This window comes from Microcoleus sp. FACHB-SPT15, from assembly GCF_014849525.1.
Classification (GTDB): domain Bacteria; phylum Cyanobacteriota; class Cyanobacteriia; order Cyanobacteriales; family Coleofasciculaceae; genus Symplocastrum; species Symplocastrum torsivum.
Genome location: NZ_JACJNU010000004.1, coordinates 76,446 through 84,357 on the forward strand (window position 1 = coordinate 76,446; position 7,912 = coordinate 84,357).

A 7,912-nucleotide genomic window follows, 5' to 3' on the forward strand; every position below is an offset into this window, starting at 1 on the left:
TAACCGAATGGCACTTGTTAAGAGAGATGGGGGAGATGAGGAAGTAATTTCTGCCCCACCTTCCCCACCTTGCTTCTCGTAGTGCCATTTGACTTTAGGCTCTAGCGGGCTGGAGCGAAGGCAGGGGTTTCAAAAGTCCTCGGTCATCAATTGCTGAATCCACAGCCTGCCTTTTGCTTTTGCACTTGCGGCGTTGTAATAGATTTCGCCGTGACGGTAGACTTCGCCGTTTGGGGAAAGTGCTTCAAATTTGTGACCTTGAGCGTCTTCGTACACTAGTAAAAATAGTCCTTGGATGTTGGTGAGTACGTGGATTTTGCTTTTGAGCATGGTGGCAATTAGTGTGCTTTGAGGGTACAGGAGGTTCTCGAAGGATGTGGGCTGTTTACTTCAAGACGCTTCTACAGGTTGTTCGTCAATTAAAGAGGACTGGCTGCAAGTCTGACTCGCCAACTTCGTCGATGAATGGAAGTTGAGGAGTGGTGCTGTCACTCCAGAGGAATTTGATGAAGTAAACCCAGCCTGGAAGGTTCCAACCTGGAAGGTTTAGGGTGAGTCCTACAACAACACCAATGCTATGGTAGGTTTTTCCTGTCTCATCGTCTGTGTAGGTGCGTTCTACTAGTTGGTTAAACCAGTATTTGGGTTGTAGAAATGTTGATGGAAGCCGTTGTTGGCTATGTTGACATGGGTTGGGTTCTTGGGGGGGTGAGTTAGTATAAATATTTGTCATTTTTATAGAGGGTAGTGTAGTGCTGGTGGGGAGCTTGGGTAAAAAGCGTCCACGGGCGTATGCTTAAGATGAGCTGTGCCAGACGCATTGTTTTGCGGCTGGACAGTTGTTAATTTGGGGTCAGAGTTAGGGCATTACTGCAATAACTGGTGCTATGCCTTGGCTTGGCGTTCTTTGATATGGACAAAGGTTCTGTCCTGGGTAAAGCTGATTTGCTCTCCCAGGTGCGGACAATTTTACGTCTCTCTTACTTGTTCTATTGGCTGTACTTGGGATGTATTTGATTCAACAAATAGACTGTATCCTATATGCACTAATATGACAAGCGACGAGATAAAGAGAGTTACATTCAAGCTGCCTCTGTCGGAGTATGAGCGGCTAGAAGCATTTTGTAAAAAGACTCACAGAGGCAAGACAGAAATCCTGCGAGAGTTTATCAGGTCGCTGCCTGATCCAGAGCCTAAGTCAGAGCCTGAGAAGAAGTAGGCATAGTTGTGGGGTAGCGGCTTGTCTCGTGATTTGTCTGATTTAGCTATAAAAGTGTTGGCTGAAAAAAATGAGCCACTGGTAAATACCAATGACTCATTTATCTGGAAACCGATGGCACAAGTACCGTTTTACATTCAATGCTTAGATTTGGAATGCACTGTTTTTAAATAATCCTGTAAATGATTGCACCTGTTTCTTGATGATTATCTATTTCTAACAAACCATCAACACATAAGCTCTCAAGAGTCTTTCTGACTTGCTCAACAGGCTTTTCAGTAGCTAGAACGCAATCTACAAGAGATACATTGCCATAATTATCTTTAGCTAATTGAAGAATTGTCTGAAGATCAGACTTTTTTTCAGCTATGGCTTTGGCTTGACTAGTAGCTGAAGTAACTTGTTCACCTACATTAATGACAACTTGTTGGCTGACTGAGGCATTATTATGAGTAGCGTGAAGAAGCTGATATTTTAGGTTTTTGTTTTCAACCATTCCTGGTATCAGAAATAGGTCTATGAATTGACCAACTCCACAAAGCCCCAATGTAAACAGCCAAATCACTCCAGTTACATACTTTCCAGAGTATAAGCGATGGATTCCAGCGAGTCCAAAAAAACCAGTACACCAAAGAAGGTATGCAATTCCTGTGTTTCTCATATCACCCCATTCCTTTTTGATAATTGAGTTAACTTAATTGCTCGGCTCAGTGAAAATTTTGCGTTACTAATCTAGTTTTCCCATTGGTGGATTTTTAACGCATTAGCAAGATTACCGAAAAAAAACTTTTATAAATTTGGTAGATCAGTGTAAATACGGTCATATTCTTGAGGGGTAGAGTTAACCTAACCCCCCAGCCCCCTTCCCTGCGAGGGAAGGGGGAGCCGGACTTTGACTCTCTCTAGGTTTTGCTCCCCTCTCCTCTTAGGGGAGGGGTTAAACCGAGATGTGTAAGCAGTATGGATTCGGTATGAACCAAGATAAGCGTCAACGTCTAGAAGCCGCAGGCTGGACTGTTGGAGATGCGTCAGACTTTCTTAAGCTTTCGCTAACGGAGTTTGATGAATGGGTTACAACAACTTGGGAGCAATTTAAACATATTGCTTCCGATCCAACCTATGAAAAAGCCAAGTGCTACTACGACAACGGACAGTTACGAATTGAAGTGAGTATTGGTTCTAGCCATTCTCGTGATAACACCGTTGTCATCTTAGCGGTCAACTTGTTCTGTGGGCTTAAATGAATTCCCTTAAATGGGCTAACTAACTGTAGCTATAGAAAAGAGGGAGTTCGAGAATGTCAGCCGGATGTCTCTTATTACATTGGCGAACACGCTCAACTCGCTCCTGATGAAACGTCCGTTGTGGATTTGAATAGTTCGCCAGCCCCAGACTTAATGATAGAAATTGGTGACAGTTCCTTAGCTGATGATTTGGGGCGAAAACGCTTGATGTACGAGCAACTAAAGATTGCTGAATATTGGGTCGTGGATGTTCAAGGTGAGCAAGTGATTGCGTTTGCCGTTGCCGATGGTGGCAGTAGACGGATGCAAGAGTCTCAAGTGCTACCTGGATTAAAGATTTCCTTACTCGAAGAAGCCTTACAACGCTCTCGCCAAACCGACCAATCTCAGGTAGTTGCTTGGTTACTGGCTCAATTTCAAGATAAGTAAAAGATAAAACTTACACCTATTAAAAGAGTCATATCGCCTTGGGTCGTAGTTTGAGCCAAGGCGGTATGAGACTTATATTCTTTTGCTGTCAGAAGACCCTCAGTAATTCATAGCTGAAACGGCTTGTTTATGAGGGTGTTCAACAACAACTTATTGAGCGGAAATTAGTAAGTTCTTATTAAGATATTAGTTAAACAGTGCGGCGGTTAAACATATTCCAGATGAAAACAGCCAGAAGTGCGCCTAAAACAGCCAGAATAACTCCTGGAATACTAAGACTTGTCGCTGCCAGTGAGAAACTCCCCGTAGTGAGAATTGTTGCTAAAGTTCCACCGAGAAATGCCCCGACAATTCCTAACAAGATTGTTGAAAGAATGCCACCGCCTTGGCGACCAGGATAAAGAGCTTTTGCGATCGCACCAGCAATAAGACCTAAAACTACCCAAGCAAGAATGTTCATAAAACTGTTTTGTAAAAACATCTCTCATCGACAATTACAAGGTATCAGTTCTGATCTTCCTCTTCTATCTCCCTCACGAAATAAAGTGTTGTTCCCGTAAGGAATAATCCAAGAGATTTATTTACTAGGGATGAGACAAACTATAAAGTTTCTTGTGGTAGAGTTGCAATGCTTAGTAGCGGAGGAGGCTGGAGAAAAGCTATCTGGTGCCCCTTACGCTCTCATTACGTGACTTTCACTACTCAAAAGCCAAGCACGTTCAACAGGTTGTTATTTGACTTTCTTCTCTGAGTTGTTTTCGGAGAGATATTTTGCGATCGCTTCTCCTAACTCTTGCTGAGATGTTTTATTTGTCTCTCGTTTAGGAAACAATGCCTCAGCAATCAAGAGGAAATACGCGGCTAAAAAGATAAGAGCGGGTATAGTCGTCATGGCTAATTTCTCCGGTAGACGTTGCGATCTGATTGAATCTAGTTTCACCGGAGTCCAGCGCTATATGGGGCTTGGACTGACACTTTGCGAAAAGCCACAGCAGCTTTTTGCCTCCTTGCTTATTATTTCGTGACGGCAGGAAGTTAAATAAGGGACACTTCTAAAAACTAGCCAATTAGGGCTTGCCTTCCTCTCGATATTGTGAGAGGCATAAGGATTAAATTCAACCTAGCTTTAATTTATTCAGTAATGCAGTAAAGGCGTAATTAAGTAATTAAGTCAGATTCCCTATTCAAGCCGGATGCTGAAGGAGAGGAAGTTTTCTTGTATCTTTCCTAGATCATGTCCAAGGAACGGAACGAGTAAGGCAGTGGTGGGGGAGAAAAAGCGCGATCGCATTATTGCTATCTAGTTGTCATAAAGTTGTCACATCCGTCCAGTACACTTTATTTAAGTAGCAAACATAAGCTTTGTGCTTGCTCCTCACACCATTCACGATGCCCTTTCCACTGACAGGTGAGAGGGTATTTTTTTGTGTTGCACCACAGGAGGACTGGGTGGTGTGGCTTCTGGTGTGGCTATCAAACCTATCGTCAAAACCGAAATCTTAAAAGGCACAAGATGCAGCGCTCCTACAGAAATTCAGGCAAAAACAGGTTTATAAAGGGGCTTAAATACTTAAATACTTAAAACAGTAACTCAGTAATGCAGTAGTTAAGTACTTAAGCAAGAAAGGTGAAGCTAAAGCTCAACGATGTCTCGTTGTATTGGTGTGCCTGGATGTCCAGTTTACGAAGATGCTTTAAGTACTTATTTACTGCATTACTGAAGTACTGCCATAATGCAGTAAGTAAGTAAAGCAGTAAGTATGCTTATATGACCATCATTGCCCTAATTAATCAAAAGGGTGGCTGCGGAAAATCGACGACAGCCGTACATTTCAGCTACTGGCTAGCAACAAAGAAGAAAACGAAGGTGCTTCTGGTTGATGCTGATGCCCAGCAGTCTAGCTCAGGGTGGCTAGAGGGCATGGAGTCGCCAATCCCCTACAAAGTGGTACAGACACCCGATGATTTGCTAGAGCAAATCCCAGAGTTGGCGAAGCAGTGCAGCCAGTTGGTTGTTGATGGACCTGCTTCTCTTGCAGAAGCGACTAGGGCAATTTTGTTCCGTGCTGATTTGGCGATTATTCCCGTACAGCCGACTGGTGTTGACTTGCGTTCGGCATCTGAAGCGGTGAGATTAATCAAGCAGGCGCAGTCAGTTCGAGGGGGTCCTCCGGCAGCAGCAGTGTTTCTCTCACGAGCGGTGAAAGGCACCAAGCTCAAAGATGAAGCGATCGCACTTTTGAGCCAAACCCCTGAAGTCACCATGCTCAAAACCGTAATTCATCAAAAGCAAGCGATCGCAGACACGAGTGGTCAGTCCGCAACCGTTTGGGATTTACCCAGTCGTCCAGCTAAAGAGTCAGGGCAAGAATATGAGCGATTGTTCAAAGAAATTTTGGCATTGTTATGAGTCCTAAAAGAAGTCGGAAACCTCTGAATGATGCTTTAGCAGAGCAGTTTATCTACGGTGAGAAGTCGCCACAGATAGTCCAAGAGCCATCACCGGAAGCCACGCCACCTGAGTCGTCTCCGGAACAAGACTCAGACACTGATAGCAAAAGCGTTACCGCACAAAGTCCAACAAGTGTGACATCAGGTGCAACGAAAAAAAACGTCAATCCGTCGCCGTTGATGAATCGGTTTCAAGCGCAACCTAGAGAAGCGACAGTACGCTTCACGGTTGATTTATCCACGTCGATGCATCGGAAGCTGTCTATTTTGGCAGCGAGGACAGGAAAGAGAAAGGCTGAAATTGTGCGGGTTCTGCTGGATGAAGCCCTAAAAAATGTAGGGGAGTAGTGCCAGGAAGAGAAGCTAGACTAGTGTTCTCAAAAAATATCTCTTTAAGGGTAATTCTACTGACTGAAGAAGCAACCCGAAAGCTGAATAGGAGATAAAAGACGACAGATAAACACGAGATAAACATAAATGTTTGACGGAAGAATCATTCGCTCCGCCGGAGTTATGGTATTGACGCTTAGCGCCTTGTTTAGCCTCAACGGGGTGACTACCTCTGTACAAGCGGCTGAAACCTTAGTGCTACGACGCTCTCAAGAGAGTGAAACAATTGGTGTGGCTGATTTGAAAACCCTGGCGGAAACTGAAGCTGCTCCACCAAATCTCGAAGATATAGCGCGGATTTTGTCTCCGAAGGAACGCCGTCAAATCACCAATGCACTTCAGGCAAAATTCAACATCAACGCTGTGGATGTTCGGAATTTCCTCAATACTCAGGTTGGTGATGAGCTTGCCACGGTGCTTGCTAGGGCTACCCCAAGAGCGGATAGGGTTGGGGTGCAAGCGATGAAAACGGCGTTAGTTTTGGGAGCAAATGCGCCTGAAGGGTTGTCTTTAATTAGCTTTATCGAAGCGTATCCGAAGCCTCGCCTTGAACTTAATTTAGATGAAGCCTTTGAGGTTGTTGAAAACTTTAATGGGGCGTTTTGGCAAACTCAGGCATTTATGGCTGCGATCACACCTCAACTTGCTCCTAGGCGTTCCCAGATTGATGTCCCGTTTGATGCTAGCCAGCCAGGACGTGCGACAGTTCAGGTGCTTTCTTTAAACCTCAATGATGCAGAACGCGATCGCGAAATTCCCCTTGATGTTTACTGGTCAACAGAAGCTTCTCCTACCAAACCACTCATTGTCTTTTCGCATGGTTTGGGTTCTGTTCGTACTGATATGCGCTACTTGGCAGAACATCTTGCCTCGCATGGCTATGTCGTCGCGGCGCTAGAACATCCAGGTAGTAATGGGACTCACATCCGGAATGCTCTAAGGTTAAAGGCTCCCCTCTTGGAAGCGGAGGAGTTCTTAAATCGCCCAAAGGATATTAGCTTTGTCCTTGATGAACTTCAGACGCTTAATCAAAATGCTAGTTCTCCACTCCAGGGTAAACTAGCAAGCGATCTCGTGATGGTGGTTGGGTATTCTTTAGGAGCGTCTACAGCTTTATCTGTTGCTGGTGCCGAACTGCAACTCACGGAGTTGAAACAGCGTTGTCCTGGGGATATTCTCGCGTTTAGTCTTGGGGAAACCGCCCAATGTTTTGCTGAGGGGCTTCCCGAAGACCGTTATCAATTACGAGATTCACGAGTGAAAGCAGCGATCGCTCTTTCTCCCACCACGTCCCTGATATTTGGCGAAACAGGCTTATCTCAAGTCGCCGTCCCTACCTTAATTGTTGCTGCATCCGCTGATAAAACGACCCCAGCTTTAACCGAACAGATTATTGGTTTTGATAAGATGCCCTCACCCAAATGGCTAGTGGGGATTGTTGGTGGTACGCATCTCAGTGTCAAAGACCCCAGCACGACGACCGACCAAGCAGGACAACTGGATACACTTTATACAGGTGGTGAAGTGGTTGGTGAACAAGCCGTTGATGTTCGTAACTACGTGAAAGCGATCGCACTTGCTATGGCAGCACAACTTATAGATGAGGCTAGCCAATACGCCATCTTTCTCACCCCGGAGTACGCCCAGTTCGCTTCTACAAAAGCGTTTCCGATTCGTCTAGTTACTGAGATTCCGCCAGAAGCTGAGGCAATTCTCCAGGATTTTCGTCAACGCCAAGCTCAAGAACCCAATTCTTCTCTGTGACACACTCTAGGCACTCGTTGCTATGCAACAGAGCGCTGGCTTCTTTTCTTAAAAGTCAATGTCGAGAAATCCGACCAATAAAGTACGGTTGTCACTACTCAAGGGGGACGAAGATTCGTTAAAGTAGTCAAGTGCCAAAGGAAAACCCTTCGACACAACGAACCTAGAAAAAATAATAGTTTGAAAGCACTAGATATATCCAATCCTCGTTAAAAGAAACTGAGTTTTGGGGTTCACCCCAAAACAAACAAAATCAAGAGGATTCCGGAAATAAAGATTTTCGGAGCCAAGCTCTTCAAGAGCAAAATGGAGAGTTTGATCCTGGCTCAGGATGAACGCTGGCGGTCTGCTTAACACATGCAAGTCGAACGGGCTCTTTAGGGAGCTAGTGGCGGACGGGTGAGTAACGCGTGAG

Annotated in this window: 11 protein-coding genes and 1 rRNA gene; 7 read left to right on the forward strand and 5 right to left on the reverse strand. The window is 44.9% G+C overall.

Annotation, left to right across the window (positions count from 1 at the left end):
- Positions 1-129 precede the first annotated feature (129 nt).
- Together H6F98_RS00835 and H6F98_RS00840 are read right to left on the reverse strand one after the other, a co-directional pair.
- A complete protein-coding gene (locus tag H6F98_RS00835) occupies positions 130-330 on the reverse strand; it encodes a hypothetical protein (protein ID WP_192216779.1) in 201 nt (66 codons plus the stop codon).
- An 85-nt stretch (positions 331-415) separates the two neighbouring features.
- Positions 416-733 carry a hypothetical protein gene (locus tag H6F98_RS00840; RefSeq protein ID WP_192216780.1) on the reverse strand — a complete coding sequence of 106 codons (318 nt, stop codon included), beginning with the start codon at positions 731-733 and terminating at the stop codon, positions 416-418.
- A 318-nt stretch (positions 734-1,051) separates the two neighbouring features.
- Here H6F98_RS00840 and H6F98_RS00845 point away from each other — a divergent pair, with 318 nt between their 5' ends.
- Positions 1,052-1,219, forward strand: coding sequence for a ribbon-helix-helix domain-containing protein (locus H6F98_RS00845; RefSeq protein WP_192216781.1), 168 nt, complete (start codon positions 1,052-1,054; stop codon positions 1,217-1,219).
- Positions 1,220-1,385: 166 nt separating this feature from the next.
- Here H6F98_RS00845 and H6F98_RS00850 read toward each other — a convergent pair whose 3' ends face one another.
- Positions 1,386-1,880, reverse strand: coding sequence for an NINE protein (locus tag H6F98_RS00850; protein ID WP_192216782.1), 495 nt, complete (start codon positions 1,878-1,880; stop codon positions 1,386-1,388).
- 310 nt (positions 1,881-2,190) lie between these two features.
- On the opposite strand from H6F98_RS00850, the gene H6F98_RS34325 reads away from it, so the two are divergent.
- The gene (locus H6F98_RS34325; protein WP_313929775.1) at positions 2,191-2,463 is read left to right on the forward strand and encodes a Uma2 family endonuclease; all 273 of its coding nucleotides are present in this window, start codon (positions 2,191-2,193) and stop codon (positions 2,461-2,463) included.
- Positions 2,464-2,892, forward strand: a complete 429-nt coding sequence (locus H6F98_RS00855) for a Uma2 family endonuclease (RefSeq protein ID WP_313929776.1) — start codon at positions 2,464-2,466, stop codon at positions 2,890-2,892.
- Positions 2,893-3,082: 190 nt separating this feature from the next.
- On the opposite strand, the gene H6F98_RS00860 is transcribed toward H6F98_RS00855, so the two are convergent.
- Together H6F98_RS00860 and H6F98_RS00865 are read right to left on the reverse strand one after the other, a co-directional pair.
- Positions 3,083-3,352 (reverse strand): GlsB/YeaQ/YmgE family stress response membrane protein, encoded by a 270-nt coding sequence (locus H6F98_RS00860; RefSeq protein WP_192216783.1) that lies wholly within the window; start codon positions 3,350-3,352, stop codon positions 3,083-3,085.
- A 270-nt stretch (positions 3,353-3,622) separates the two neighbouring features.
- On the reverse strand, positions 3,623-3,784 hold the full coding sequence (locus H6F98_RS00865; RefSeq protein WP_192216784.1) for a hypothetical protein: 162 nt from the start codon (positions 3,782-3,784) through the stop codon (positions 3,623-3,625).
- A gap of 876 nt (positions 3,785-4,660) precedes the next feature.
- Here H6F98_RS00865 and H6F98_RS00870 point away from each other — a divergent pair.
- The 4 genes from H6F98_RS00870 to H6F98_RS00885 all read left to right on the forward strand — a co-directional run.
- Entirely contained in the window at positions 4,661-5,302 is a 642-nt protein-coding gene (locus tag H6F98_RS00870; RefSeq protein WP_192216785.1) for an AAA family ATPase, read from the forward strand.
- Positions 5,299-5,691, forward strand: a complete 393-nt coding sequence (locus tag H6F98_RS00875; protein ID WP_192216786.1) for a hypothetical protein — start codon at positions 5,299-5,301, stop codon at positions 5,689-5,691. Before H6F98_RS00870 ends, H6F98_RS00875 begins: the two co-directional genes overlap by 4 nt.
- Before the next feature lie 129 nt (positions 5,692-5,820).
- The gene (locus H6F98_RS00880; protein WP_192216787.1) at positions 5,821-7,497 is read left to right on the forward strand and encodes an alpha/beta hydrolase; all 1,677 of its coding nucleotides are present in this window, start codon (positions 5,821-5,823) and stop codon (positions 7,495-7,497) included.
- A 303-nt stretch (positions 7,498-7,800) separates the two neighbouring features.
- Positions 7,801-7,912: ribosomal RNA gene (locus H6F98_RS00885) — 16S ribosomal RNA — on the forward strand; the annotation flags it as partial.

Bases quoted from the DNA above. Each gene is read 5' to 3' on its own strand.
- H6F98_RS00835 (WP_192216779.1), bottom strand. From the start codon at position 330: ATGCTCAAAAGCAAAATCCACGTACTCACCAACATCCAAGGACTATTT.
- H6F98_RS00840 (WP_192216780.1), bottom strand. From the start codon at position 733: ATGACAAATATTTATACTAACTCACCCCCCCAAGAACCCAACCCATGT.
- H6F98_RS00845 (WP_192216781.1), top strand. From the start codon at position 1,052: ATGACAAGCGACGAGATAAAGAGAGTTACATTCAAGCTGCCTCTGTCG.
- H6F98_RS00850 (WP_192216782.1), bottom strand. From the start codon at position 1,880: ATGAGAAACACAGGAATTGCATACCTTCTTTGGTGTACTGGTTTTTTT.
- H6F98_RS34325 (WP_313929775.1), top strand. From the start codon at position 2,191: ATGAACCAAGATAAGCGTCAACGTCTAGAAGCCGCAGGCTGGACTGTT.
- H6F98_RS00860 (WP_192216783.1), bottom strand. From the start codon at position 3,352: ATGAACATTCTTGCTTGGGTAGTTTTAGGTCTTATTGCTGGTGCGATC.
- H6F98_RS00865 (WP_192216784.1), bottom strand. From the start codon at position 3,784: ATGACGACTATACCCGCTCTTATCTTTTTAGCCGCGTATTTCCTCTTG.
- H6F98_RS00870 (WP_192216785.1), top strand. From the start codon at position 4,661: ATGACCATCATTGCCCTAATTAATCAAAAGGGTGGCTGCGGAAAATCG.
- H6F98_RS00875 (WP_192216786.1), top strand. From the start codon at position 5,299: ATGAGTCCTAAAAGAAGTCGGAAACCTCTGAATGATGCTTTAGCAGAG.
- H6F98_RS00880 (WP_192216787.1), top strand. From the start codon at position 5,821: ATGTTTGACGGAAGAATCATTCGCTCCGCCGGAGTTATGGTATTGACG.